Source organism: Novosphingobium sp. 18050 (assembly GCF_902706195.1).
Lineage (GTDB): Bacteria > Pseudomonadota > Alphaproteobacteria > Sphingomonadales > Sphingomonadaceae > Novosphingobium.
In genome coordinates this window covers 161,367-185,208 of the sequence record NZ_CACSJO010000003.1, presented here as the reverse complement: position 1 = coordinate 185,208, position 23,842 = coordinate 161,367, and the positions used below count along the sequence as shown (strand labels likewise).

Here is a 23,842-nt window from a genome sequence, read left to right as displayed (position 1 = left end):
GATCAGAGGCTGTAGTACATGTCGAATTCAACGGCCGACGGCGTGGTTTCCCAGCGCAGCACTTCGGGCCACTTGAGTTCGAGATAGGCTTCGATCTGGTCCTCGGTGAACACGCCGCCTTCGAGAAGGAAGGCGTGGTCGGCCTGGAGGCTGTCCAGAGCTTCGCGCAGCGAACCGCAGACGGTCGGCACTTCGGCGAGTTCGGCCGGCGGCAGATCGTACAGGTTCTTGTCCATCGCTTCGCCCGGATGGATCTTGTTCTTGATGCCGTCGAGGCCGGCCATCAGGAGCGAGGCGTAGCACAGGTACGGGTTGGCCATCGCGTCGGGGAAGCGGAATTCAACGCGCTTCGCCTTGGTGCCGGCACCGTAGGGGATGCGGCACGAAGCCGAACGGTTGCGGGCCGAGTAGGCCAGCAGAACCGGTGCTTCGTAGCCCGGCACCAGACGCTTGTAGCTGTTGGTGGTCGGGTTGGTGAAGGCGTTGAGGGCCTTGGCGTGCTTGATGACGCCGCCGATGAAGTACAGGCAGTTCTCGGACAGGCCCGCGTAGCCGTTGCCGGCGAACGAGTTGTTGCCTTCGTTCCAGATCGAGATGTGCGTGTGCATCCCCGATCCGTTGTCCTTCATGATCGGCTTGGGCATGAACGTTGCCGTCTTGCCGTAGGCCTGCGCAACCATCCACACGACGTACTTGTAGATCTGCATGCGGTCGGCGGTGGTCACCAGCGTACCGAAGGTCATGCCGAGTTCGTGCTGGGCAGCCGCCACTTCGTGGTGGTGCTTGTCGCAAGGCAGGCCCATTTCAAGCATGGTCGAAACCATCTCGGCGCGGATGTCGGTGCACGAATCGACCGGAGCGACGGGGAAGTAGCCGCCCTTGACGCGCGGACGGTGGCCCAGGTTGCCGGTGTCGTACGACTTGTCGGTGTTGCCCGGCAGTTCGATGTCGTCGATCTTGAAGCCGTTGCCGTCGTAGCCGTCGTAGAACTTCACGTCGTCGAACATGAAGAACTCGGCCTCGGGGCCGACGTAGACGGTGTCGCCGAAGCCTGCCGACTTCACGAACGCTTCGGCGCGCTTGGCGCACGAACGCGGATCGCGGGCGTAGAGTTCGCCGGTCGAAGGCTCGACGATGTCGCAGAACACGATCAGCATCGGGGTGGCCGAGAACGGATCGACGTAGACGGCGGTAAGGTCGGGCTTGAGGATCATGTCCGACTCGTTGATGGCCTTCCAGCCCTCGATCGACGAACCGTCGAACATGAGGCCGTCTTCCAGCTCATCTTCGCCGAGAACCGTCGAAACCATGGTCAGGTGGTGCCACTTGCCCTTGGGGTCGGTGAAGCGGAGATCGACCCACTCGATCTCTTCGTCCTTGATTTTCTTCAGGACGTCCTTTGCACTTGCCATGGTATTGGTTCTCCAGGTTACTCGTGCGCACCGCGCAAGAGGATAGGGGTGAGTGGGCAGTTCGGGAATTCAGCCGGCCCCCACCGGCATATTCCCGGGTCCGGCCGAGGCCGGACGTAAATTCAACAGATAACGCTTTTAGAGCGCGTCGTCGTCGCGTTCTCCGGTGCGGATTCGCACAGCGGTTTCCACGTGGACGACGAAGATCTTGCCGTCGCCGATGCGGCCGGTCTGCGCGGCGTCGGCGATGGCTTCGACCACGCGGTCGGCCAGGGCATCGGGAACGACGACTTCCAGCTTCACCTTGGGCAGGAAATCGACGACATATTCGGCGCCGCGATAGAGTTCGGTATGGCCCTTCTGACGTCCGAAGCCCTTGGCTTCTGTGACGGTGATGCCGGATACACCCACTTCGTGGAGCGCTTCCTTCACTTCATCGAGCTTGAACGGCTTGATGATGGCTTCGATCTTTTTCACGCCTGCCTGGACCCCTGCACTTGCACCCGGACTGTTTCTAAGAGGGAACCGGTCCGGGAACCAGATGCCTCGCGCGCGATTCCTATCAAGAATCGTGCCAATGCGTTACTCGAGTGGTAGGCGAAGTGTGCAACCGCGAAAAGACCGGATTTGCACCATTTGTCCCGTTGGTTGACAGACTGTGGCAATGTCCGCTGCCCGCCATGGACAAGATCTGTTCAAGATTAAGGCAGGCCGTGCCTGAAAATTGTGCAGTGCGGGATTTTGGGCAGGGGGCGGAGGTTCAGTTGCCGATGGCGAGGACCGGGCTCAAACCGATTCGCCGGTCCCGGATCGCCTGCCTTCTTCGGGGCCGGCAGATCCGGGTCGATCAGGCGTCAGAGTCGCAGGCCTGCGGTTTCGTCCAGGCCGGCCATGATGTTGAGGTTCTGCACAGCTGCACCGCTGGCACCCTTGCCAAGGTTGTCGAGCATGGCGACGAGGCGGGCCTGCGTGCCGTCCTTGGCACCCAGCACGCGCAGGGTCAGGCTGTCGACCGGGTCCATCGCTGCGCGCAGGAGCAGTTCATCGGGCTGGTCGTCGACGACGTTCACGACCGGGCTGTCTGCGTAGAATTCCGTCAGAGCGGCGCGCAGGGCTTCGGGCGTGCCGGCATCAGGCATCATTTCAAGGTGCAGCGGCACTTCGACCAGCATCCCGCGGTGCGCCGGGATTACCGCAGGCGCGAAGATCGGCGCGTGGGTAAGTCCTGCATGGACCAGCATTTCAGGCACATGCTTGTGGCCGAGCGCCAGGCCATAGGCGCGGAAGGCGATGTCGGTGTCGGCCTCGAAGCGGGCGATCAACGCCTTGCCGCCGCCCGAGTAACCCGAGACGGCGTGGCATACGTAAGGCCACTGCGCGGGCAGCAGTCCGGCACGGATCAGGGGCGCGACCAGAGCAATGAAGCCGCTGGGGTAGCAGCCGGGGTTGCTCACCCGCATGGCCGAGGCGACGGCATCGCGGCCGACGATCTCGGGGAATCCGTAAGTCCAGTCGGGCGCTGTGCGGAAGGCCGAGGACGCGTCGATCACCCGGGTGCGGTCGTTGGCGATCATGCCGACGGCGGCCTTGGCGGCCTCGTCGGGCAGGCACAGGATCACGAAGTCGGCGGCGTTCAGTGCCTCGGCGCGGGCGGCATCGTCCTTGCGCCTGTCGTCCGGCAGCACGAGCAGTTCGAATTCGCTGCGACCGGCAAGCCGGTCGGCGATTTCGAGGCCGGTAGTGCCTGCGGCGCCGTCGATGAAGACACTTGCGGCCATCAGATGGCGCTTTCGAGCTGGGACAGCGCGACGTAGCCAACCGGCCCGTCTTCGCCGAGCTGGCCCCAGGCCCAGTTACCGGAGATGTCGAGCACGTTGAAAGTCGCGGCGGCGGGCAGGTCCATCACGGCCTCGCCGTCATTGCGCCCGGTGGCGCGCAGCACGGCGCCGGCGCTGAGCGCGTGCGGCATCGGTGCGGCATAATGCGGCACGAAGTACAGTCCGGCCAGCTTGATATGGGCAAGGTCACCGCGCACCGGAAGGCAGCCGGGATCCGCGCGCACGCTCGGGCCGGTCATGGCAAGCATGCCTTCGGTCCGGGGAGGGCGGGTATACGAATCCACAGGTGCCAACGTCGGTGCGTCTCCAAAAGCAAAGATGGGCGCGCTTAGCCGGGTCACGGCTGGATCGCAAGTTCAGGCATAACGCGCCCGCAGCATGTGCCACGCCGCGCGCAGGCCCAGCGCATCGCCGCCCTTGGGTCGGCCCGGCTTGGCGGCAGGCCGCCAGGCGAAGGTATCGAAGTGCGCCCAGTCGATGCCCTTGGGTACGAAGCGGTCGAGGAACAGCGCCGCCGTGCTGGCGCCTGCAAACCCGCTGGAGCCGGCATTGTTGATGTCGGCGATGTCGGACTTGAGGTATTCGCGGTAGCCTTCGTGCAGCGGCAGGCGCCAGCACGGGTCGTCCTGGGCTTTGCCAGCGGCTAGCAGCGCTTCGGCGGTGGTGTCGAGCCGGGTGAAAAGGGCCGGAAGGTCCGGGCCGACCGCAACGCGCGCGGCGCCGGTCAGGGTGGCGAAGTCGATGATCAGGTCTGGCTTTTCCTCGCCTGCGCGGGTGAGCGCATCGCCCAGGATCAGGCGACCTTCGGCATCGGTATTGCCGATTTCCACCGAGATGCCGGCGCGGCTTTTCAGCACGTCGCCCGGACGGAAGGCGTTCCCGGCAATGGCGTTCTCAACCGCCGGGACCAGCAGGTGCAGGCGCACCGGCAGGCCCGCGTCCATGATGAGCCGGGCGAGGGCGATCGCATGCGCGGCTCCGCCCATATCCTTCTTCATCAGCAGCATTCCCGCGCCGGGCTTGATGTCCAGCCCGCCCGAATCGAAGCACACGCCCTTGCCGACGATGGCGACGCGCGGGTGCGCCGGATCGCCCCACTCCAGTTCGATCATGCGCGGGGCATGGGAGCGGCTCGCGGCCCGGCCCACTGCGTGAACCATGGGAAAATCGCGCTCCAGCAGGTCGCCTCGGGTCATCCGAAGTTCGGCCCGGAAGGCCTTGTGGAGATTCTCCGCTTCGGCTTCGAGCTGGGCCGGGCCCATGTCCTCGGCCGGTGTGTTGACGAGATCGCGCACCAGCATGATCGCCTCAGCCTCCGCCGTTACCGCAGCGATGCCTTTCGGCTCGCCAGTGAGCAGCACACGGGGGCCTTCGTCGTCAGGATCGGAGAGGTAGCGCTCGAAGCTGTACTGGCCGGTGATCCAGCCCAGCATGGCCGCGCCCGGCTCACCGCCCGCACGGCGATAGGTGCCTGCGGGCAGTTTCTCGGCCAGTCTGGCCATGCACCAGGTCGTCAGCGCGGCGGTGTCGGCCACGCCGGCGACTACGGCCCAGCCGTCGCCGTCGGGGATGATCGCATGGTCGTTCGCAGCGCCGGCGAAGCGATTGGCCGCGATCGCGGCGCGCTGCGGAATGTCGAGGCCTTTGACGAATTTCTCCAGTCCGTCCTTGTCGACGAGATGGATGGAAACGGCTTTCTGACCGCGATCGGGTTGGATCAATGCGTTCTTGTCGCTCATGCCCTGATTCTTTAGCCTCGCCTCCAGCATGAGTGCGAGAGGAATTTTGATGCGATACGGCGGTTTCGTTGCAGTTGTGGCCCTGATGACGACGGCGTGCAACGGTGCGGGCGATCCGGGGGCGCAATCGAGCGCTTCGGTGGCGGCGCCTTCCGACGAGCCCGAGCTTGCCTCCGAGGCGCCCACCGAAGCGCCGCCAATGCCCAAGGGGCGGGCCGAAAAGGAAGAGAACGAGGTCTTCGCTTTCGGCTATTCCTACCCCGATGCGGCCGCTGCAGTCCCGGCCCTTCGCGACCTGCTCGACCAGCGCCTGGACGCAGATAAGGGCGATCTCGTATCGTCGGCGCGCAGCGGCAAGGCGGATGCAGCCAAGGATGGCTTTCCCTATCACGCCTACGAACGGCAGACCGACTGGAAGGTCGTCACCAACATGCCCGGCTGGCTTTCGCTGTCTGCCCAGCACTACGAATTCTCGGGCGGCGCACATGGGATGACCGTGTTCGATTCGCTGGTATGGGATCGCGGTGCCGACACCGCACGCAAGCCGGCGGATATGTTCACCGGGCAGGACGCCCTGCGCAGTGCGATCCAGGCCTCGTTCTGCGATGCACTCGACAAGCAGCGCGCGAAAAAGCGCGGCGAACCGGTCGAACGCGACAGCGGGCAGATGTTCAGCGAATGTATCGATCCCACCGCGCAGACGCTGATCCTGGGATCGACCAACAACCGCACCTTCGACCGCATCGGCGTGCTGGTCGCGCCTTACGAGGCGGGGCCTTATGCGGAAGGCAGCTACGAAGTGACGCTGCCGGTGAATGGCAAGGTGATGGCCGCCTTGAAGCCGCAATATCGCAGTGCTTTTTCCGTCCAGCCCTGACTCTGTTATCTCGCAATTTATGGCAAAAGGGACTATCTGGGTCTCATGACCGAATACCAGATCGTAGAGCCCGGCCAGGAGGAAGCCCTCCTGCGTGACGGCACCATCAAGCTTCATGGCCCCGCAGGTTTCGAGGGCATGCGCCGCGCCGGCGCGCTCGCCGCCCGGATTCTCGACGAGATCGCGCCGCTCGTGCAGCCCGGTGTCACCACCGCATTCATCGACGACAAGGTGCGTGAACTGACGCTCGCCGGGGGCGCCGTGCCCGCGACGCTGGGCTATCGGGGCTATGCGCATTCGTGCTGTATCTCGATCAACCACGTCGTTTGCCACGGCATCCCTTCCGAGAAGACCTTCAAGGACGGCGACATCGTCAACATCGACGTGACCCCGCTGCTGGACGGCTGGCACGGCGACACCAGCCGCATGTACCTTGTCGGCGATGTGCCGCTGAAGGCGCGCCGCCTGGTCGACGTGACTTATGAGTGCCTGATGATCGGCATCGCGCAGGCCAAGCCAGGCAACCGTGTGGGCGACATCGGCGCGGCCATTCAGGAATATGCCGAATCCCACCGCTACGGCGTTGTGCGCGAATTCTGCGGCCATGGCCTGGGGCGCCTGTTCCACGATGCCCCCGAAGTGGTGCACGCCGGTCGCCCCGGCACGGGCCCGCTGCTCAAGCCCGGCATGTTCATGACCATCGAGCCGATGATCAACCTGGGCAAGCCGCCGGTGAAGCTGCTCTCCGATGGCTGGACGGCGGTGACCCGCGACAAGTCGCTCTCGGCCCAGTTCGAGCATTCGATCGGCATCACGGAGGACGGCTGCGAGATCTTCACCACCAGCCCCACTGGCCGCCACAAGCCGCCCTACGTCTGAATTGCCAATGATCGCCCGGGCGCGCCGTCGCAGGCGTGACCGGGCGCTCGGGCCATGACAGCTTCCCTCCCGTAAAAAGGGAGAGAGCGATGGCGACGATTGACCTGTCCGGCGGCATTCCGGTGACGCGCGAATATGTCGTGGCCGAAAAGCCTGAAGACGGCATTCGCGATGCGGTGAACGTCTGGATCGAGGAAGGGAACGGCGCTTTCGCCATGCGTATCGGCGTGGAAGCCGTAGGCGCGCAGTGGGATCGTCACGAACTCTGGCTGGATATCGCTTTCGCCGATGGCCGCCTCTATTCGCGGCGGGGCGACGGCGAGAGCCAGTCTGCCTATGGCCCCGGCGGCAAGCCCACGGTGCGCGCGACCGGCCCGATCCGCTTCGAATGCGTCGACCCGTTCCGCCGCTGGACCGCCCGCTTCGAAGGCCCGGTGGCCCTCACCAGCGCGCAGGAAATCCTCGAAAATCCCGGCTTTGCAGAGCGCCAATGGGCCGAGGTTTCCTTTGACATCCAGATGGACATGGCCGCAGTCCCCTGGGAGCCGGGCACGATCCTGCCCGAAGCGGCAGAGGCACTGGGCGGCAAGCAGGGCGACTATATGAGCCCGCGCTACGAGCAGCTTTTCCGCGCCGCCGGCACCCTGACGATTGACGGCGCGGCACGGCCCTTCAAGGCTAACGGGCTTCGCATCCGCCGCACCGGCTTCCGCGCTTTCGCGGGTTTCTGGGGGCATTGCTGGCAGTCCGCCGTGTTCCCGAGCGGCCGCGCCTTCGGCTTCAACGTCTACCCGCCGCGAGAGGGTGAGGCGCCCAGCTACTGCGAGGGATGGATCATCGATGCGGACGGCACCCGCACCGGCGCGCGGCCCGTGGGCATTCCCTGGCTGCGCAAGCTGGTGACCGGCGGCGAGGATGTGTCCTGCGTGCTGGAAACGGTGGACGGCCGGCGTATCGAGATCGGCGGGCTGACTTTCGCCAACACCCGCTCACGCGGCGGGCATGTACTTCCGCCCGACTGGCCCAAGGACTGGCCGATAGTCCAGCAGGCCCACGCCTTCTACACCTGGGACGGCGAGCGCACGACTGGCATGGTCGAACGCTCCAGCAAGCCCAGCGTCATGGAATAGATCGTCAGAACGAGATCACGGCTTCCCCGATTGCATTCCACACCTGATCCAGCTGGTCGTCGGTGATGCAATAGGGCGGCATCACGTAGACGGTGTTGCCAAGCGGGCGCAGCAGGATGTCGCGTTTGCGGAAGAAGGCCATCAGTTCGGGGGCGAGGCCGTCCATGTAGCCGCCTTGCCCGCGTGTCCGCAGGTCCAGCGCGGAGATGGTGCCCAGTGTACGCGGATTGTCGAAGTGGCAGAAGCGGCCGAGCTTCTCCAGCCATGCGGCCTGTCGCCGGCCGAGATCGGAAATACGGTCCATCACCGGTTCCTCGCGCCAGATGGCGAGGTTGGCGGCCGCCGCCGCGCAGGCGATCGGATTGGCGGTGTAGCTGGAGGAATGGAAGAACATCCGCGCCCGGTCGGTGGACCAGTGCGCGGCGAAGATCGCCTCGCTCGCCATCGTCACCGCTAGCGGCAGCGAGCCGCCGGTTAGGCCCTTGGAGAGGCACAGGATATCGGGGATGACGCCAGCCTGTTCGCACGCCAGCAGGGTGCCGGTGCGGCCCCAGCCGGTCATCACTTCGTCGGCGATGAACAGGACGCCGTATCGGGCGCAGATATCGGCCATGGCCTTGAGCGTATCGGCGCCGTAGACCAGCATTCCGCCCGCGCCCAGCGCCAGCGGCTCGACGATGAGCGCGGCGGTATCGGCCTGTCGGCACAGGGCCTCAAGCGCGTCCAGCGTCTCCTGCTCGGCCCCGGCGGCGGGGAAGGGAATGCGGCCCACGTCGAACAGCAACGGCTCATAAGGCTGGTTGAACACTCCGCGCGCGCCGACAGACATCGCGCCGATGGTGTCGCCGTGGTAGGAATGCTCCATCACCACGATCCTGTGGCGCGGTGTGCCTCCCTTTGCCGAGGCATGGACGTGCCAGTATCCCAGCGCCATCTTCAGCGCGACTTCAACGCTGGTGGAGCCGGAATCGGAGAAAAACACCCTCGTCAGTTCAGGCGGCATGATCGCGGTCAGCCCGGCGGCGACCGCCTCGGCAGGTTCGTGGGTCCAGCCTGCGAAGATGAGCTGGTCCAGCTTCTGCGCCTGCTCTGCAACGGCGGTCATGATGCGCGGGTGGCAGTGGCCATGCGTGGTCACCCACCAGGATGAGACCGCATCGATCACCGTGCGGCCGTTTGCGGTGTGCAGCAGCGCGCCTTCGGCATGGGTGACGAGCGGGATCGGCTCGCCCAGCCCGTGCTGGGTGAAGGGGTGCCAGATGGGCGAGGTAGCAGGCGGCAGGGTCATGTGAAATCCTCCAGCCGGAAGTTGGCGGCAAAGGCGGCGCGCAGGGCGGCGGGCTCCAGCGGGTCCAGCCGGGGCAGGCGGCCCAGGCGCTTGACGCCGCCCATTGCGCAGATCGTCGCCTCGCTGTCCTCCACCGGGTCGCCGACGAAGGCCACGCCGAGGATGGGCACCCCGCGCGCGCGCAGCGCCTCGATCGAGAGCAGGGAATGGTTGATCGTGCCCAGCACCGTGCGGGCCACCAGCACGACCGGCGCGCCCCAGCGGGCGAACTGGTCGGCATAAGTTTCGTGGCGGGTTATCGGCACCATGACGCCGCCTGCGCCCTCCACCACCAGCGGGCCTTCGACTGCGGGCAGGGCAAGCCTTGCCGCGTCGATCGTCACGCCGTCTATCTCGGCGGCGAGGTGGGGCGAGCAGGGCGTGGCGAGGCGGTAGGCTTCGTCCAGAACATGGCCGCGCGGCAGGCCGGAAAGGCGGGCTACGCGCATGGCGTCGGTGCCGTCGTCCTCAACCCCGGCCTGCACCGGCTTCCAGTAATGAGCACCAAGCGCGCCTGCCAGCGCGGCGGCGAAGACGGTCTTGCCGATCTCGGTATCGGTGCCGGTAACGATGATGGGGCGGGTAGTCATGATCGGATCACCTAGGGCGATGGAGGTGGCAGGTCACGGCCTCGTACGTCACTTCGCATCCAGTTTGGGGGGATTTGGCGATTTGGGCGAAGCGCACCATGACGCGGCGCAGCTGCGCGGGTGAAAGCGGGCGGTGGCCGGGATGCGAAGTGCCCGCGCCGATGGCCTTGAGCGCGCGCAGGAAGGCGCGCGGATCGGCGTGACGCTCGATATGGTCTTCGACGATGAGTGCTTCGGGCGCCAGCGCGGCGAAACCTTCGACGGGGGCGAAGATGGGGGTGCCGGCGGCAATCCCTTCCGCCTCGTGGGCGGCGCGCCACTGCGCGAAACTGCCGGGGCCGAGCGTGGTGACGAGCAGGTGCCCGCCCGGCGCCAGCCACCCGGCCATGCGGGCAAGCGCGGCGGGCGCATCGTCGAACCACTGCGCCGCGAGGCTGGAACAGATGAGGTCGAACGGTCCGCCTTGGGGGACGCCGCGCTCACCGTCGAGCAGGGCAAAGCGCAAGGAGCGGCCCCGCTGCATCGGCGCCATGCGGGCCTGGCAGCGTTCTACCATTTCGGGTGCGATGTCGGTGATCAGCCAGTCGCCGCAGATGCCTGCATCCACCAGCGCGCCGGTGAGGAAGCCGGTGCCGCAGCCGATCTCCAGCACGCGCGGCGCAGCGGGCAGGTCCAGCGCGGCAATGCGGGCGGCAAGGCGATCCGCCACATCGCGCTGGACGCGGGCGTGCCCGTCATAGTCCGGTGCGGCGGCGAAGGCGCTGCGGATGCGCGCGCGCTGGTCGGGATGGGGGATCATGCCAAGGCCTCGACCATGCCGCGCACGGCCTCTGCGCAAAGCCGCGGTGCTTCGAGGGGGAGCAGGTGGCCGCCGGAGCCGTGGTTCATCCGGCTGACCCTTGCGCCCGCGAAAGTGGCCTCGCGCATGGCCGCAGGCAGCAGCGGGTCGCGCCCGCCGTGCAGCGTCAGTATCGGCACGCGCGGGATCGGAGGCGCGGCGTCACGCAGGCGCAGGAGGTCGGCGTGAAGGCGTGCCGGGTCGATATCGTTCTCGGTATCTGTCTCATCGAAAGAGGCTTCGCTGCCGCAGCTGCGGTGAAATTCGGTGAGCACGGCGCGCGGCTCGATCTCGAAGCGGCGTAGCATCCGGTCGAGGACGCGGGCGGGCACTCCGGGGCGGCCGGGCAGGGCGGTGAAGCGCTCGAAGCCATTGATCGCGATGATCCCGGCCAGTCCCGGCGGCGGCGCGGCCAGGACGCGCATGGTGCCGAAGCTGTGGGTCACGGCCACGCAGGGCCCTTCGACGCGCGCCTCATGCGGGGCGCCGAAGTAGCCGCGGTCGTCAATGGCATGGGGCCAGGCGGGTAGCAACGCGGCGAGCGGCGCCCAGAAGGTGCGGTCGAAGCCCCAGCCATGCGCGAAAAACAACTTCACCGATGCGCCTCGATTGCTGCCAGCAGCGCGTCGATATCGGCCGGCGAATGGCCTGCGCGCAGCGCAAGGCGCAGGCGGCTGGTGCCGGGCGGCACCGTCGGCGGGCGGATCGCGGAGGCGAGGAAGCCGGCCTGTTCCAGCCGTGCGGAAAGGGCCATGGCCTCGTCCTCGAGGCCGATCATGGCCGGTACGATCTGGGTCGAGGATGCACCGTGGTCGAGGCCGAGGCGGGCAAGGCCCGAGCGCAGGCGGTCGCCCAGCGCAGCAAGATGTGCGCGCTCGGCGTCCATGGTGGGTACGAGGTCGAGCGCTGCATCGATCGCGCCCAGTACGGCGGGCGGCGGCGCGGTGGTGAAGACAAAGCCGCTGGCGGCGTTGACGAGGTAGTCGATCAGTATCTGCGAGCCGGCGACATAAGCACCGAAGCCGCCCAGCGCCTTGCTGAACGTACCCATGATAAGGTCTACCCGCCCCGGCACCAGTGCGGAAAGGCCGCGCCCTTCGGGGCCGAGTACGCCGGTGGCATGGGCCTCGTCGACGAACAGAGCGGCATCATGGCGCTCGGCGATCTCGGCCAGGCGGGCGATGTCGACGCGGTCGCCGTCCATCGAGAACACGCTTTCGGTGAGGATCAGGCGGGCGGACGCACCTGCGCCCTTCTCGGCCAGCAGTGTTTCGAGGTGATCGAGGTCGTTGTGGCGGAAGCGGTGCTGGCGGGTGCCCGCCATCGCGAGGCCCGCATGCATCGAGGCGTGGATCAGCCGGTCGGTGAACACCGCCGCGCCCTGGGGCGTATTGGGCATGGCCGCCAGCAGCGCCGGGATCACCGCAGCATTGGCCTGCCAGCCGCTGGCGAAGATCAGGGCGGCCTCGCAGTGTTTGAAGGCGGCGATCCGCGCTTCCAGCGTCAGGTGCAGCTCGCTTGTGCCGGTGACCAGCCGCGATGCGCCCGATCCCGCACCATGCGCTGCCGCCCACTGGCCCGCGCGCTCCACCAGCAGGGGGTGCCGGGCAAGGCCGAGGTAATCGTTGCTGGAGAAATCGAGCATCGTGCGCCCGCCGCGTTCCATCCGACCTTCGGGGAGCAGCGCGGCGGCGCGCAATGTCCGGCGTTGCCCGGCGCGTTCGATCCGCGCCAGCGCCGTCTCGAGGTGTGAATCGAGCCTGCTCATGATCCGCCCGGTATGGCAAGCCGGCCCTTGGCACAATGGGCTGACCGCGCTTTGCGGGGTATCACGAGGCTGCCCGGCGGGCTTTCTACCCGGCTTCTCTCTCCCCAATGCCCGTCGGGCGCCCTTACCCGCCTTATTCGCCTGGCGCCGCCTTTGCCGCCTCGCTCTTGTCCAGTTCCTTGCGCGAGATGCCCAGCACCTTGGCGAGCTTGCCCTTCTCTGCATCGGAAAGGTCGCCGTAATGGCGCGGGGGAGGCATCTGTGCAGTGGCGGCCTTCGTCTTTTCGACGATGGTGGGCATCATCTGCATGAACTTGGGCATGAAGGCCTGCATTTTTGACATGACCTCGGGCGACATCATGATCATGTAGGATTCGGCGGCATAGGCCTTGCCGGTCGGCGTGGCGAAGAAGGTGTTAAGATCGCGCAGCTGCCCCGCGTCGAAGCGGATCGCATAGGCGGTGGCCAGACCATCGCGGATTTCCGGCTCGAACTCGGTCATCAGCATCGACATTTCGGCCATCATGGTGCGGGTGGAGACGCGCATTCGTTCTTTGTAGGCGGGGTCGTAGATGGCCATGATCTCGGCCAGCGAGGCGCTGCCCAGCTTGTCGGTGTCGACGCCGCTGATCCCGGTGAGGTCCTTGACCGGCATCTGCATCGTGGAATCCATGATGGAGTCCATCATCTTGTCCATCGTGCCGTTCATCAGCCGCGCGTAAGTGCCCAGTGGAAAGATGTAGTCCACCGTCTGGCGTGCTGCGGCGAGGCGGGCAGGGTCGGCAGATGCAGCAGCGACAGCCGGGGCGGGCTCTGCCGCGAAGGCCGGAACGGCGGCGCAAAGCAGGGCCGCGCAGGCGGAGGCAAGCATTGGACGGATCACGGATATTCCCCTTAAGATCGCACGAACGCGGCAAAGCCTAGGCATAACCCGTTAAGCGCATGGGGAAAACGAAAAGGAGGGGTTGTCGAAAAACGGCGAGAAAAGCGCCTTTTGCCGACCTTCCGTTCAGGATGAGCGGAGTTGAAGCCGCGGCTTCAGGGAGGACTTCTTGGGGCTCCTCCCTGAAGCGAAGAGCCTTCCTACAGCCCGGCCTGCAGCAGCCATTCGTGGAAGATGCGTACAGGGCGCGATTCCAGCGACTTGGGGCGGCAGACGAACCAGTAGCGGTAGGGGCTTTCGACGTCGATGTCGTAGAGCCGCGCCAGGCGGGTGTCATGGGCACGGCGGAAATGGTCGTCGTGCATGATGGCGATGCCAAGGCCCTGCGCGGCGGCTTCCAGCACCAGCTGGCCCGAATCGAAACGGTCGACCGAGGCCGGGTCGAGGTCCGGCAGGCCGATCGCGTCCTTCCATGCCTCAAGGCTGTCGGGCAGGTCCTGATGGATCAGGAAGGTCTGGCGCGCCAGCAATGCCTCATCCGGCGTGGGGCCGAGTTCGGCGGCCAGCTCGGTCGAGGTGAACGCGTAGACCTTGTTGTGGTCCAGCTGGACCCGGTAATACTGCGGGTCCGGCTCCTTCGCGAGGATGATCGCGGCGTCCAGCGTGTCGCCCACGCGGTCTTCCAGATGGGCACCGGTGTCGATGTCGATGTGCAGGCGCGGGTGCAGTTTACGCAATTCAGGCAGGCGCGGGAACAGGCGCTGGCCGCCGAACAGCGAGGGCACGCCCAGATGCAGACGCAGCACTTGGCCGCGATCGATCTGTGCTTCCACCGCCTCGGCCAGCTCTTCCAGCCTGGGGCCGATGGCGTTGTAGAAGGCGAGGCCCTCGTCGGTGAGCTTCATCGCCTGGTGCTGGCGCGTGAACAGGCGCTTGCCGGTGAAGTCCTCCAGCGCGGCTACGCGGCGCGACAGCGCCGAAGGGCTGAGCGCAAGCTCATTGGCTGCAGCCTTGGCGGAACCAAGGCGCACGACGCGCACGAACGCTTCGAGCGCGCGCAGGGGGGGGAGACGGCGTACAGGCAATTTTCTGTCTTTTCACTCACTTATGGCCGCCACACGCAAATACGGTGGCGACGATTAATTTGCCTCTCTCTCCAATTCTTCCACCGGCGGATGCAGCCGAAGCCGGGTGACATGTCGTTCGTTGCCGTCCGTCACCTCGATCCGCCAGCCGCTGCCATGCTCCAGGATCGACCCTACCTGGGGAACCTGCTCGGCCAGAACGAATGCAAGGCCGCCGAGAGTATCGACGGCTTCCTCGACTTCGGCGAGCCGCGGATCGATCCGCCGCGCCACCTCGTCAAGTTCTACACGGGCGTCCGCGTCCCACATACCTGCATCTATTGCAACCAGCAAATCCTCCGGGGCGTCGTCGTGCTCGTCCTCGATGTTGCCGACGATCTCCTCGACGAGGTCCTCGATGGTGATGATCCCGTCGGTGCCGGTGTACTCGTCGATCACCACCGCAAGGTGGATGCGCTGGGCGCGCATGTCGGCCAGAACGTCGAGCGCGCCGCGCGACTGGGGCACGTAGAGCGGCTGGCGCATCAGCGAGGTCCAGTCCTCGGGCGGCGGCGTACCGCGTGCGAGAAGCGGGAACACGTCCTTGATATGGATCATGCCCCTGATCTCGTCGAGCGTCTCGCCATAGACCGGCAGGCGGCTGTGGCCGTGCTCGGCGAAGGCCTCGATCACTTCCGCCCAGGTGGCGGCGGCGGGGATCGCAATGATTTCGCCGCGCGGGATCGCCACGTCGTCGGCATCGTGCTCGCTGAAATGGAGGAGGTTGCGCAGCATCTGGCGCTCGATCGGGGAAAGGTCGCCCTTCGAGGCGGATGCGCCTTCGCCGTCGCCTTCGTGGTCGTTGATGACCTCTTCGATCTGCGCCCTGAGCGACTGGTCGCCGTCGCCCTGGAAAAGCCGGCGGAAAGCACGCCAAAGCGTGCCGCTACTGTCGCCTTCTCCCGAGCCTTGCTCGGCGTGGCGGCCATTGTCGGCCATCTTGCTTGATTATCCCTACTAAATGAAACGGTCCCCATATGGATCGGGAATGCCGAGAATCGCAAGAGCCTTTGTTTCGAGAGCTTCCATTGCTTCTGCTTCGGCCTCTCCGGTCTCATGATCCAGGCCGGCCAGATGCAACAGTCCGTGGATGATGAGGTGGCTGGCGTGGTGCTCCACCGGCACGTTCTTTTCCGCCGCCTCGCGGGTGCAGGTTTCGCAGGCGAGGGCAAGATCGCCCAGCATTTCGGGCGGTCCATCGTCCGCGAGATCCAGCAGGTCGCCGCGTTCCAGCATGGGGAAGGAGAGGACGTTGGTCGGCTTGTCCTTGGCCCGCCATTCGCGGTTGAGGACGTGAACCTCGGCATCGCTGGTGAACAGCAGGCTGGTTATCAGGCGCGAATTGTCCAGTTCCGGCGCAACCTGCACCAGCGCTTCCAGTGCGGCCTGCGCAAGGTCGGCCCAGTCCGTGCCGGGAGCCCAGGGTTCTTCGATGTCGATTTCGAGGTCCATGGGCTGGCCCCTTAGCGGGTGGGACAGGTGAGAGGAAGCGGGATACCCGCTTCCTTCCCGTTCATTCCGCCTTACCCTCGTAAGCCTCGACGATGCGGCCCACGATCGGGTGGCGCACCACGTCGGCGGCGGTGAAGCGGCTGACGGCGATGCCTTCCACCCCTTCAAGCCGGGTCACGGCGTCGGCAAGGCCGGACATGCGCTCACCACCGGGAATGTCGATCTGCCTGGGATCGCCGCAGACCACCATGCGGCTGTTCTGGCCGAAGCGGGTGAGGAACATCTTCATCTGCTCGCGCGTGGTGTTCTGCGCTTCGTCGAGGATGATGAAGGCGTCCGCCAGCGTGCGGCCGCGCATGAAGGCGATCGGTGCAATCTCGATCTCGCCATTGGCGAGGCGGCGTTCCACCTGTTCGGGCGGCATGCAGTCGTAGAGCGCGTCGTAGAGCGGGCGCAGGTATGGATCGACCTTGTCCTTCATGTCGCCGGGCAGGAAGCCCAGTTTCTCGCCCGCTTCCACGGCTGGACGCGAGAGGATCAGGCGCTGGACCGAGCCGGTCATCAACTGGCTGACCGCCTGCGCCACCGCGACATAGGTTTTGCCGGTGCCTGCCGGACCCAGTGCGAAAATCACGTCGGTGCGGGCAAGCGCGCGCATATATTCGATCTGCGCCGCAGAACGCGGCACGATCGTTTTCTTGCGCGTGCGGATCATGATCGGCGCTTCGCCGGTGTCGCCGCTGATGATGCCTTCGAGGGTAGGTTCGGAGGACATCGCGATCAGCGATTCGATGGCGCCGGCATCCAGGTTCTGGCCCATCTCCAGCCGGTGGTACATGCCCTTGAGCGTGTCCCTTGCGCGGGCGACGGAGTCTTCCGGCCCTTCGATCTGGATCTTGTTGCCGCGCGCGGCGATGTAGACGCCAAGTCGGTTTTCCACCTGTACCAGGTTTGAATCGAATTGGCCGAACACGGCTCCCAGCAGCGTGGGTTCGTCGAATTCAACCTCGACTCGTGCCCGACGGTGAGTCTCGGGGCGGAACTGCGCCGGATCAACGACGCGTGCTGCTTTGCGGGCCATGCGCTCCTTTCGATTTTCGATTGAGGATGCTTTTCGTTCTACCGTGAAGATGGCTCCACACGGCGCCCCACACAAGGTGCCGGGATCACGTTTTTTTTCGGTTCGTCGGGGATAAACATGCGCTTTGGCGACAAATTGGCATTCCGCTCTGCAACTGTCGCAGGGGTGCGACACTTATGTCCCCACGCTGCACGCCGTGTTCCCTGACCGTTCAGGGGGCGGCGGGCAGTTTCGAAAACAGAAGGCCGGTCCGCAACGCTCTAAGACAAGGGCACGGTCCTGAAAAAAGAAGGAGACTATTCATGCGCAAGTTCTTCATCGCCGCGATTGCCGCGAGCGTCGCGCTGCCCACGCTGGCGGTTCCCACCATGGCTTCCGCGCAGAGCGCGCGCGAAGTTCGCGACAGCCGCCGCGACGTTCGCGAGGACCAGCGGGACCTGCGCCAGGCCCAGCGCAACGGCAGCCAGCGCGACGTCCGCGAGGCCCGCCGCGACGTGCGCGATTCCAAGCAGGAACTGCGCGAGGACTGGCGCGACTATCGCCAGAGCCATCGCAACAACTACAAGCGCCCCGCCTACGTCGGCCCGCGCGGCTATGCCTATCGCCCGGTCGCGGTGGGTCACCGCTTCGATCGCGCCTATTACGGCGACCGCTACTGGGTGCGTAACTATTCGGATTACCGCCTGCCCGCGCCGCGCGCCGGCCACCGCTGGGTCCGTTATGGCAACGACGTGGTGATGGTGAATACGCGCACCGGCCGCGTGGTGACCTCGCACAACAGCTTCTTCTGGTAAGCCCAGCGGCCTACCAATAATTAAAAGGCGGCCCCGGAGCATTCGCTCCGGGGCCGCTTTGCATGTCAGGCGCAGAGCCAATCGCGAAGGGCGGCATTGACCACCTGCGGTTGCTCCATCGGCGCCATGTGGCCGCAGCGCTCGATCCGGTGCACTACGGCATGGGGGAGGGCGGCCGCCATGTCATCGGCCATATAGGGCGGTGTGGTGCGATCCTGCGCACCGACCAGGATCAGCGAGGGCACTTTGACTGCGGTCAGGCCAGGCAGGGCATCGGGCCGTCCGATGATGGCTGTCTGCTGCCGCTCGAACGCCTCGATCCCGACCCGCAGCGCCATGGCGACCACCGCCTCGCCGATGGCCGGGGCCGCCTCGGGGTGGAGGAGCAGGCCGAGGCTGCCTCGCAGCACTGTCTCGAACCCGCGCGCCCGGGCCGTACGGACCGTGGCGCGGCGCACGGCGGCATGGCCGGCATCGTCGGCGCGCGCGCTGGTGTCGATCAGGGCGAGGCGCGTGACCCGTCCGGGCGCGCGGCGCATGACTTCCAGCGCGATATAGCCGCCCATCGAAAACCCGGCGAGGGCGAAGCGTTCGGGCGCGCCGTCCAGCAGGCGCTGGGCCATGGCACCGATGCTGTCGTCCGACAGGGTATCGGCCACGGTCATCCCGGCCACGTCCGCCAGCCCTTCGATTTGCGCGCGCCACAATGCAGCGTCGCAGGTCAGGCCGGGGACGAGGACAAGCGGCTGCGGCGCGCTCACGCCGTCAGCAAGGCCAAGGGTGTGCCCGCGAGGCTCTTCGGACCGGCGCTGGTGATCTTCACCTGAACCAACTGGCCGATCTCGGCCTCGCCGATGAAGTGGATCGACTGCAGCCAGGGCGACTTGCCCAGCCACTGGCCGGGCAGCTTGCCGCGCCGTTCGACCAGAACCTCGCAGGTCTGGCCCACCGAGGCGGCGTTGAAGGCAAGCTGGTCGCGGTCCACCGCCGCCTGCAGGCGCAGCAGGCGCTCATGCATCACGGTTTCGGGCACATGGCCGTCCATCGTCGCCGCCGGAGTACCGGGGCGCGGGCTGTACTTGAAGCTGAAGCACTGCGAATAGCGCACCGCGTCGACCAGCTTGAGGGTATCCTCGAACTCGGCCTCGGTTTCGCCGGGGAACCCGACGATGAAGTCGCCCGAGAGCGCGATGTCGGGCCGCACGGCGCGTACCCGCTCCAGGATTTCGAGGTAGCTTTCCACCGTGTGGCTGCGGTTCATCGCTTTGAGCACGCGGTCGTTCCCGGCCTGCACCGGCAGGTGGAGGAACGGCATCAGCTTGGGCGTGTCGCCGTGCGCGTCGATCAGCGCCTGCGTCATGTCGTTGGGGTGGCTGGTGGTGTAGCGGATACGGGCCAGATCGGGAATCGCTGCCAGTTCGCGCACCAGTCCTTCGAGGCCGACCAGCTGGCCCTTGGCGTTCTCGCCGGTCCAGGCGTTGACGTTCTGGCCCAGCAGGGTGATCTCGCGTGCGCCGCTTTCCACCAGCCGCTGCGCTTCGTCCACCAGCGCCGCGTAAGGGCGGCTGACTTCGGCGCCGCGGGTATAGGGCACCACGCAGTAGGTGCAGAACTTGTCGCAGCCTTCCTGCACCGTGAGGAACGCGGTGGGGCCGGAGCGGCGGCGGCGGGGCAGCGAGGCGAACTTCGTCTCGGCGGGCATGTCGGTATCGGTGACGCGCTCGCCTGCGCTGGCGGCGCGGACCATCTCGGGCAGGCGGTGATAGGCCTGCGGGCCGACCACCATCTTTACCGTGGGGGCGCGGGCCATGATCTCGTCACCCTCGGCCTGGGCGACGCAGCCGGCGACGGCGATCAATGGGCTGGTGCCGTCATCGCGCTTGAGCCGGCCGATGTCGGAATAGACCTTTTCGGCGGCCCGTTCGCGGATGTGGCAGGTGTTGAGCACGACGAGATCGGCGTCCTCGCCTTCCGGGGCGGGGGCGATGCCCTGCTCGGCCAGAAGTTCGGCCATGCGGTCGCCGTCGTAGACGTTCATCTGGCAGCCGAAGCTTTTGACGCGGTAGGTCTTCGGAGGTGAGGTAAGCATGGAGCGGCCCGTTAGCGGAAAATCGCGGGATTTGACAGGGGGCTCGGTTTCTCGCCGAAACGGGAAGGGGGAGGAAGGTGGCACTTGAAGCGCCGTTTTCTTCCAAGGCTGTTTCAGCCTTGTGCGCCAGCCTGTTCCCCTTTCGCCGTACATCCGCTAATCGCGCGCATCATGAGCAAGACGCAGACCCTTTACGCCGCCTTCACGGGCCACCTTCACGCCGCGCTCGATGCGCTGGAAGCATCCGGCTCGCTGCCGGCCGGCCTGAAGCGAGGGGCGATCACGGTCGAACCGCCGCGCGATTCCTCGCACGGCGACCTGTCGACCAATGCTGCGATGGTGTTGTCCAAGCCCGCCGGCATGAAGCCCCGCGATCTTGCCGATGCGCTGGTGGCAGAGCTGACCAAGCTTGAATCGGTGACCTCGGCCGAGATCGCCGGTCCCGGCTTCATCAACTTGCGCCTGTCGCCCGCCGCCTGGCTGGCCGAACTACGCGCCATCGGCGAACTGGGCGCGGATTACGGTCGTTCCACCATGGGCGGCGGCACCACTGTCAACGTCGAATACGTCTCGGCCAACCCGACCGGGCCGATGCACATGGGCCACTGCCGGGGCGCGGTGGTGGGCGATGCGCTGGCCACGCTGCTCGAATATGCCGGGCACGAGGTCATCAAGGAATATTACGTCAACGATGCCGGCGGGCAGGTGCAGGTACTCGCCCGCTCCGCGCACATCCGTTACCGGGAAGCGCTTGGCGAAGACGTCGGCGCGATCCCGGAAGGCCTGTACCCCGGCGAATACCTGATCCCGGTCGGGCAGGAACTGGCCGCAGAATTCGGCGACAAATATGCCGCCGCGCCCGAATCGGAATGGCTGGCGCTGTTCCAGGCCAAGACGGTGGCCGCCATGCTGGTGATGATCCGCGGCGACCTTGCGCTGCTGGGAATCCACCACGACCTGTTCAGTTCCGAGGCAGAACTTCAGGCCTCGGGCAAGCCCGACGAGGCCGAGGCATGGCTGCGCTCCAAGGGCCTCGTCTATGACGGCGTGCTGGAAGCGCCCAAGGGCAAGACGATCGAGGACTGGGAGCCGGTGGAGCTGCCGCTGTTCAGGTCGACCCAGTTCGGCGACGATCAGGACCGCCCGATCAAGAAGTCGGACGGCACCTGGACCTACTTCGGCGCCGACCTCGCCTATCACTTCCAGAAGGCCCAGAGCGCCGACGCGCTGGTCGACATCTGGGGCGCCGACCACGGCGGCACCGTCAAGCGCATCAAGGCCGCCGTTGCCGCAATGACCGGGGCGGAAGGCGATCCCACCCCGTTCGAGATCAAGCTGGTCCAGATGGTGCAGCTACTGCGCAACGGCGAGCCGGTGAAGATGTCCAAGCGTTCGGGCAACTTCGTCACGCTGGCCGATGTGGTGCAGGAAGTGGGCAAGGACGTGGTGCGCTTCACCATGCTGACCCGCAAGCCCGAGGCCCAGATGGACTTCGACTTCGCCAAGGTGGTCGAAGCCTCGAAGGACAACCCGGTGTTCTACGTGCAGTACGCCAATGCCCGCGTCCACTCGACGCTGCGCAAGGGTCTGGCGGAAGGCGGTTTCACGCCCTCGCCCGAGCATGTGGAACTGCTGGGCGAGGAGGAACTGGAAGTGGTCAAGCTGGCCGCGCAGTTCCCCCGCATCGTCGAAGCCGCCGCCGCCGCGCGCGAGGCGCACCGCATCGCCTTCTTCCTCGGCGATCTGGCAGCGGCTTTCCACGGGTACTGGAACCTGGGTAACGACCGGGTGGAAAAGCGGTTTGTTAACGCCGCCGACGCTAACCTGACCGCGGCGAGGCTTTTCCTCGCGGTGCAGATCGGGCAGGTTGTCCGGAATGGCCTGGCGCTTCTGGGCGTCGAGGCGGTGGAGGAAATGTAGGTTATGGCGGGCGCTGACGAAGGCTACATTCCCAGGCCGGAAAAGAAGAACCCGGTTTTCGGCACCGGTTCGCCGGCCGAGCCTTACTTCGAGAAAGTGGGTGAAGCCGCGCCGTTTGATTCGGCCTTACAGCAGCCGCGCCCCATCGACCGCCAGCTCGACCTGGGCGAGGAGGAGGTACGCCTCCCCTGGCTCGAAGGCGACGACGAGGAATATGCAGACGAAAAGGCCGGTATCGGCCAGGGCGTGCTACTGGGCGTGCTTGGTCTTGCCGCACTGGTGCTGATCGGCGGCGCGGTGTTCTGGGTGGTGAAGAGCCGGCCGGAACAGCCGCTGGTCGCAGATGGCGGCGTGATCGCCGCGCCCAAGGGACCTTACAAGTCGCGCCCTGAGAATCCTGGCGGCGAAGTGGTGGCCGGCACCGGCGATACCAGCTTCGAAGTCGCCGAGGGCAAATCGCGCGCTCCCCAGATCGACGGCCGCGCCGAAACCGCGGGACCGGGTTTTGAAACTGCCGCAGCGCCTTCGGCCAAGCCTTCGACGGCCGCTGTTCCTTCGGCTGCGCCGGTTGGCGGCGTCGGGGTGCAGGTAGGCGCCTATGCCTCGCGTGAGAAGGCGGAAGCCGGCTGGGCCACGCTCAAGACGCAGTATGAACCGCTCGGCGGCATCAGCCACCGCGTGGTCGAGGGCAAGGCCGACATCGGCACCGTCTACCGTCTTCAGGCCGTCCCCGGGGACGGCGCAGCAGCGCGCGCGCTGTGCAGCGGGATGAAGTCTGCCGGGATGAGCTGCCAGATCAAGAACTGAAGGCCGCCCGGCCCTCCTTTGCGAAGGAACCGGGCGGCGTTAGCCTTACTTTGCGGAAACGACCCGCACGATGAGGTCTTCCAGCATGCGCGGGTTGACCGAGAGCACGACGGTCGCCTTGGTCTCGCCCAGGCCGGGCTGATAGTGTTCGCGCCAGGACAGGGTGTCACCGTAGGCGGCGCCGAACTGGGTGTCATAGTCGACGTAGAGGTCTTCCTTTTCCGTGACGATGGCCGGGTCGAGGAAGACGGCGGCGGCGATCTCGTCCCACAGCGGGAAGCCCGGCTCAAGCCCGGCGATCAGCTTGCCCAGTGCCGGGCTGGCCGCCTTGGCTGCACGGTCCAACAGCTTGCGGCTCAGCTGGGTCGCGGTCGAGGGATCGGCCGGCACCACGGTGATCTTCTTCCACAGCGCGCGCGAGACGATGCTGGCGGCTTCCGGGTCGAAGCGGATGTTGAATTCGCGGCGCGGCGAATTAGCGAATTCACGGGCGAATTCGGCGGCGGAGCGGTCATCCAGCACGCGGTGCGGGTTGAAGCTGCCGCCCATGTAGACCAGCCCCTTGGCAAGGCTGGCGAATTCGGGGTCGAGGCGCTGGGCCAGCGCCAGATTGGTCATCGGGCCACCTTCGACAATGGTGACCTGGCCAGGATACTGGTGGACCATGCGGATCATGAACAGGGCCGCCATCTCGGGCGAGGCCTTGGACGTGGGCGCCCCCCAGGGCAGGTTCGTCAGGTCGTTCGGGGCGTAGTAGGGCGGGGTGGACTGCTGGGTGGGCTCGGCCCACTGCTTCATCCATGCGCCCTTCCACGTCAGCTTGCCGTATAGCGTTTCCCAGCGCTCGGTTGCCTTCTCGGTGTTGACGAGGGGATAGACCGCACCCTGCGCCACAGGCACGCCGGTGCGGCCCATGACTTCCAGTCCGCGCAGCTGCATTGCCGCACCGCGCGGCGCCCAGAAATTGCCCGAGACGCTGGTAAGGCCGAGAACCTCGACGCCGGGCGCATTGAGCAGCATCACGTGCATGAGGGAAAAGCCCTCATCGTCGATGATGATCTTCTCGGGCGCCGGGCTCTTTTCGGCCTGCGCATGGGCGGGGGAGCCCACCAGCACGGCCGCAGCCAGCAGGAGCGAGGAAACCGCGCGGATCAGGGAGTGCCTGGAGTTCATCTATTGTCCTTGTTGCGCGAACGCATAGCGCAGTTGCCTGCGCATCTATCGCTCCGGAGAGGAGGGCCCTTGTGGCAGGGCCCATGAAGAAAAGGGCGCCGGATAACCGGCGCCCTCCACT

Annotated in this window: 24 protein-coding genes; 6 read left to right on the top strand and 18 right to left on the bottom strand. The window is 66.2% G+C overall.

Annotated features, from left to right (window positions below; genetic code table 11):
• Positions 1-2 precede the first annotated feature (2 nt).
• The 5 genes from glnA to GVL61_RS05115 all read right to left on the bottom strand — a co-directional run bounded on the left by glnA (position 3) and on the right by GVL61_RS05115 (position 4,989).
• Positions 3-1,412, bottom strand: a complete 1,410-nt coding sequence (glnA, locus tag GVL61_RS05135) for a type I glutamate--ammonia ligase (protein ID WP_159977665.1) — start codon at positions 1,410-1,412, stop codon at positions 3-5.
• Between the two features lie 138 nt (positions 1,413-1,550).
• On the bottom strand, positions 1,551-1,889 hold the full coding sequence (locus GVL61_RS05130; RefSeq protein ID WP_043978976.1) for a P-II family nitrogen regulator: 339 nt from the start codon (positions 1,887-1,889) through the stop codon (positions 1,551-1,553).
• 377 nt (positions 1,890-2,266) lie between these two features.
• Positions 2,267-3,190 carry an N-acetyl-gamma-glutamyl-phosphate reductase gene (argC, locus tag GVL61_RS05125; protein ID WP_159977663.1) on the bottom strand — a complete coding sequence of 308 codons (924 nt, stop codon included), beginning with the start codon at positions 3,188-3,190 and terminating at the stop codon, positions 2,267-2,269.
• Positions 3,190-3,498 (bottom strand): SH3 domain-containing protein, encoded by a 309-nt coding sequence (locus tag GVL61_RS05120; RefSeq protein ID WP_159977661.1) that lies wholly within the window; start codon positions 3,496-3,498, stop codon positions 3,190-3,192. Before GVL61_RS05120 ends, argC begins: the two co-directional genes overlap by 1 nt.
• 108 nt (positions 3,499-3,606) lie before the next feature.
• Complete coding sequence (locus GVL61_RS05115) at positions 3,607-4,989, bottom strand: M17 family metallopeptidase (RefSeq protein ID WP_159977659.1); 1,383 nt, start codon at positions 4,987-4,989, stop codon at positions 3,607-3,609.
• A 49-nt stretch (positions 4,990-5,038) separates the two neighbouring features.
• Between GVL61_RS05115 and GVL61_RS05110 the strand changes: the two genes are divergently transcribed.
• The 3 genes from GVL61_RS05110 (at position 5,039) to GVL61_RS05100 (ending at position 7,875) form a co-directional block, all read left to right on the top strand.
• On the top strand, positions 5,039-5,866 hold the full coding sequence (locus GVL61_RS05110) for a DUF4163 domain-containing protein (RefSeq protein WP_159977657.1): 828 nt from the start codon (positions 5,039-5,041) through the stop codon (positions 5,864-5,866).
• A gap of 45 nt (positions 5,867-5,911) precedes the next feature.
• Positions 5,912-6,745 carry a type I methionyl aminopeptidase gene (map, locus tag GVL61_RS05105; RefSeq protein ID WP_043978963.1) on the top strand — a complete coding sequence of 278 codons (834 nt, stop codon included), beginning with the start codon at positions 5,912-5,914 and terminating at the stop codon, positions 6,743-6,745.
• An 89-nt stretch (positions 6,746-6,834) separates the two neighbouring features.
• A complete protein-coding gene (locus GVL61_RS05100; protein ID WP_159977655.1) occupies positions 6,835-7,875 on the top strand; it encodes a hypothetical protein in 1,041 nt (346 codons plus the stop codon).
• Positions 7,876-7,879: 4 nt separating this feature from the next.
• Here GVL61_RS05100 and GVL61_RS05095 read toward each other — a convergent pair whose 3' ends face one another.
• The 10 genes from GVL61_RS05095 to GVL61_RS05050 all read right to left on the bottom strand — a co-directional run bounded on the left by GVL61_RS05095 (position 7,880) and on the right by GVL61_RS05050 (position 16,938).
• Positions 7,880-9,163: an adenosylmethionine--8-amino-7-oxononanoate transaminase gene (locus GVL61_RS05095; protein ID WP_159977653.1), complete on the bottom strand. Its 1,284-nt coding sequence runs from the start codon at positions 9,161-9,163 to the stop codon at positions 7,880-7,882.
• Positions 9,160-9,792 (bottom strand): dethiobiotin synthase, encoded by a 633-nt coding sequence (bioD, locus tag GVL61_RS05090; RefSeq protein WP_159977651.1) that lies wholly within the window; start codon positions 9,790-9,792, stop codon positions 9,160-9,162. Before bioD ends, GVL61_RS05095 begins: the two co-directional genes overlap by 4 nt.
• A 7-nt stretch (positions 9,793-9,799) precedes the next feature.
• Positions 9,800-10,591, bottom strand: coding sequence for a methyltransferase domain-containing protein (locus GVL61_RS05085; RefSeq protein ID WP_159977649.1), 792 nt, complete (start codon positions 10,589-10,591; stop codon positions 9,800-9,802).
• Complete coding sequence (locus tag GVL61_RS05080; protein ID WP_159977647.1) at positions 10,588-11,226, bottom strand: alpha/beta fold hydrolase; 639 nt, start codon at positions 11,224-11,226, stop codon at positions 10,588-10,590. The genes GVL61_RS05085 and GVL61_RS05080 overlap by 4 nt, the downstream gene beginning before the upstream one ends.
• A complete protein-coding gene (gene bioF, locus GVL61_RS05075) occupies positions 11,223-12,398 on the bottom strand; it encodes an 8-amino-7-oxononanoate synthase (protein WP_159977645.1) in 1,176 nt (391 codons plus the stop codon). The genes GVL61_RS05080 and bioF overlap by 4 nt, the downstream gene beginning before the upstream one ends.
• 133 nt (positions 12,399-12,531) lie before the next feature.
• On the bottom strand, positions 12,532-13,281 hold the full coding sequence (locus tag GVL61_RS05070) for a DUF2059 domain-containing protein (protein ID WP_235037530.1): 750 nt from the start codon (positions 13,279-13,281) through the stop codon (positions 12,532-12,534).
• A 200-nt stretch (positions 13,282-13,481) separates the two neighbouring features.
• Positions 13,482-14,366, bottom strand: a complete 885-nt coding sequence (locus tag GVL61_RS05065; RefSeq protein ID WP_200844670.1) for a LysR substrate-binding domain-containing protein — start codon at positions 14,364-14,366, stop codon at positions 13,482-13,484.
• 54 nt (positions 14,367-14,420) lie between these two features.
• Entirely contained in the window at positions 14,421-15,344 is a 924-nt protein-coding gene (locus GVL61_RS05060; RefSeq protein ID WP_159977643.1) for a hemolysin family protein, read from the bottom strand.
• A gap of 18 nt (positions 15,345-15,362) precedes the next feature.
• Positions 15,363-15,857 (bottom strand): rRNA maturation RNase YbeY, encoded by a 495-nt coding sequence (gene ybeY / locus GVL61_RS05055; RefSeq protein WP_159977641.1) that lies wholly within the window; start codon positions 15,855-15,857, stop codon positions 15,363-15,365.
• A gap of 61 nt (positions 15,858-15,918) precedes the next feature.
• Positions 15,919-16,938, bottom strand: a complete 1,020-nt coding sequence (locus GVL61_RS05050; protein ID WP_159977639.1) for a PhoH family protein — start codon at positions 16,936-16,938, stop codon at positions 15,919-15,921.
• Between the two features lie 302 nt (positions 16,939-17,240).
• On the opposite strand from GVL61_RS05050, the gene GVL61_RS05045 reads away from it, so the two are divergent.
• On the top strand, positions 17,241-17,732 hold the full coding sequence (locus tag GVL61_RS05045) for an RcnB family protein (RefSeq protein ID WP_159977637.1): 492 nt from the start codon (positions 17,241-17,243) through the stop codon (positions 17,730-17,732).
• A 65-nt stretch (positions 17,733-17,797) separates the two neighbouring features.
• On the opposite strand, the gene GVL61_RS05040 is transcribed toward GVL61_RS05045, so the two are convergent.
• Positions 17,798-18,493 (bottom strand): alpha/beta fold hydrolase, encoded by a 696-nt coding sequence (locus GVL61_RS05040; RefSeq protein WP_159977635.1) that lies wholly within the window; start codon positions 18,491-18,493, stop codon positions 17,798-17,800.
• On the bottom strand, positions 18,490-19,821 hold the full coding sequence (gene miaB / locus GVL61_RS05035; protein WP_159977633.1) for a tRNA (N6-isopentenyl adenosine(37)-C2)-methylthiotransferase MiaB: 1,332 nt from the start codon (positions 19,819-19,821) through the stop codon (positions 18,490-18,492). Before miaB ends, GVL61_RS05040 begins: the two co-directional genes overlap by 4 nt.
• Before the next feature lie 171 nt (positions 19,822-19,992).
• Between miaB and argS the strand changes: the two genes are divergently transcribed.
• Both argS and GVL61_RS05025 read left to right on the top strand, forming a co-directional pair.
• Positions 19,993-21,741 (top strand): arginine--tRNA ligase, encoded by a 1,749-nt coding sequence (argS, locus tag GVL61_RS05030; protein ID WP_159977631.1) that lies wholly within the window; start codon positions 19,993-19,995, stop codon positions 21,739-21,741.
• A gap of 3 nt (positions 21,742-21,744) precedes the next feature.
• Positions 21,745-22,548, top strand: coding sequence for an SPOR domain-containing protein (locus GVL61_RS05025; RefSeq protein WP_159977629.1), 804 nt, complete (start codon positions 21,745-21,747; stop codon positions 22,546-22,548).
• A 45-nt stretch (positions 22,549-22,593) separates the two neighbouring features.
• On the opposite strand, the gene GVL61_RS05020 is transcribed toward GVL61_RS05025, so the two are convergent.
• Positions 22,594-23,721 carry a nucleoside hydrolase gene (locus GVL61_RS05020; protein WP_159977627.1) on the bottom strand — a complete coding sequence of 376 codons (1,128 nt, stop codon included), beginning with the start codon at positions 23,719-23,721 and terminating at the stop codon, positions 22,594-22,596.
• Positions 23,722-23,842 lie beyond the last annotated feature (121 nt).

Coding starts and splice junctions, on each gene's coding strand:
- GVL61_RS05110 (WP_159977657.1), top strand. CDS start 5,039: ATGCGATACGGCGGTTTCGTTGCAGTTGTGGCCCTGATGACGACGGCG.
- argS (WP_159977631.1), top strand. CDS start 19,993: ATGAGCAAGACGCAGACCCTTTACGCCGCCTTCACGGGCCACCTTCAC.
- miaB (WP_159977633.1), bottom strand. CDS start 19,821: ATGCTTACCTCACCTCCGAAGACCTACCGCGTCAAAAGCTTCGGCTGC.
- GVL61_RS05025 (WP_159977629.1), top strand. CDS start 21,745: ATGGCGGGCGCTGACGAAGGCTACATTCCCAGGCCGGAAAAGAAGAAC.
- GVL61_RS05020 (WP_159977627.1), bottom strand. CDS start 23,721: ATGAACTCCAGGCACTCCCTGATCCGCGCGGTTTCCTCGCTCCTGCTG.
- GVL61_RS05050 (WP_159977639.1), bottom strand. CDS start 16,938: ATGGCCCGCAAAGCAGCACGCGTCGTTGATCCGGCGCAGTTCCGCCCC.
- glnA (WP_159977665.1), bottom strand. CDS start 1,412: ATGGCAAGTGCAAAGGACGTCCTGAAGAAAATCAAGGACGAAGAGATC.
- GVL61_RS05060 (WP_159977643.1), bottom strand. CDS start 15,344: ATGGCCGACAATGGCCGCCACGCCGAGCAAGGCTCGGGAGAAGGCGAC.
- bioD (WP_159977651.1), bottom strand. CDS start 9,792: ATGACTACCCGCCCCATCATCGTTACCGGCACCGATACCGAGATCGGC.
- ybeY (WP_159977641.1), bottom strand. CDS start 15,857: ATGGACCTCGAAATCGACATCGAAGAACCCTGGGCTCCCGGCACGGAC.
- GVL61_RS05045 (WP_159977637.1), top strand. CDS start 17,241: ATGCGCAAGTTCTTCATCGCCGCGATTGCCGCGAGCGTCGCGCTGCCC.
- argC (WP_159977663.1), bottom strand. CDS start 3,190: ATGGCCGCAAGTGTCTTCATCGACGGCGCCGCAGGCACTACCGGCCTC.
- GVL61_RS05085 (WP_159977649.1), bottom strand. CDS start 10,591: ATGATCCCCCATCCCGACCAGCGCGCGCGCATCCGCAGCGCCTTCGCC.
- GVL61_RS05115 (WP_159977659.1), bottom strand. CDS start 4,989: ATGAGCGACAAGAACGCATTGATCCAACCCGATCGCGGTCAGAAAGCC.
- GVL61_RS05100 (WP_159977655.1), top strand. CDS start 6,835: ATGGCGACGATTGACCTGTCCGGCGGCATTCCGGTGACGCGCGAATAT.
- GVL61_RS05120 (WP_159977661.1), bottom strand. CDS start 3,498: ATGCTTGCCATGACCGGCCCGAGCGTGCGCGCGGATCCCGGCTGCCTT.
- GVL61_RS05095 (WP_159977653.1), bottom strand. CDS start 9,163: ATGACCCTGCCGCCTGCTACCTCGCCCATCTGGCACCCCTTCACCCAG.
- map (WP_043978963.1), top strand. CDS start 5,912: ATGACCGAATACCAGATCGTAGAGCCCGGCCAGGAGGAAGCCCTCCTG.
- bioF (WP_159977645.1), bottom strand. CDS start 12,398: ATGAGCAGGCTCGATTCACACCTCGAGACGGCGCTGGCGCGGATCGAA.